The sequence below is a fragment of the Streptomyces sp. NPDC056222 genome (assembly GCF_042264065.1).
Classification (GTDB): Bacteria; Actinomycetota; Actinomycetes; order Streptomycetales; family Streptomycetaceae; genus Streptomyces.
Genome location: NZ_JBHJTL010000087.1, coordinates 1 through 706, shown reverse-complemented (window position 1 = coordinate 706; position 706 = coordinate 1). Strand labels below are relative to the sequence as shown.

The 706-nt window shown below is 71.7% G+C and carries 1 protein-coding gene; it reads left to right on the top strand.

The features are described from left to right. On the top strand, positions 1 to 517 hold a 517-nt coding region (locus tag ACFC0D_RS30185; protein WP_376442655.1), incomplete at its 5' end, for a hypothetical protein. Positions 518 to 706 lie beyond the last annotated feature (189 nt).

Genomic DNA, 706 nt, shown 5'->3' with positions numbered 1-706 from the left:
GCCCAAGGGTGACACCGGCGACACCGGGCCGACCGGCGACACCGGACCCAAGGGTGACACCGGCGACACCGGCGCCACGGGTGACACCGGCGACACGGGCGCCACGGGTGACACCGGACCCTGCTCCGACATCGACACCTACGCCTCCCCCGGCGGCAACGAGGACTTCCAGGCCGTACTCACCGGCGGCAAGGTGTTCGCGGGCCGGTCTCCTGGCATCGGTGGGACGATCACCTGGACGGACCTCACCAACCCGGCTCTGGTCGGCACGGATCCCGCCAACCCCGACTATCCCGACGATGTATGCGCGGTCGCCTTCGAGGCTCGAGTCGCCAACGCGTACGTCAAGGTGCTCACGAAGGATGGCCTGGTCTATCAGACACACGGTGACGTCGGCGGAACCAGCTTCGTCTGGGACGAGGCCTGGATCCAGCAGGCGACACCGACACCGGTGACGCTGCGCGGCATGAAGTTCAGCCGCAGCCTGGACACCGGAGGTGTGGTGAACCGCCGCTGACCTGAGCGGTACGCCTGAGGGGCGGTGCACTCGCAGTACGCACCGCCCCTCACGGGGCTGCCTGCACCGGGAAGCCCGTACGCCGGAAGGGCCCGGCCCGGTTTGCCCCGGCCGGGGCCTCGGGCCGCCCCGCGCGGGGTCCCTGCGTTGGCCCCCGCGCGCTATCGTCGGCCGCGGGGGTGGGCCCCG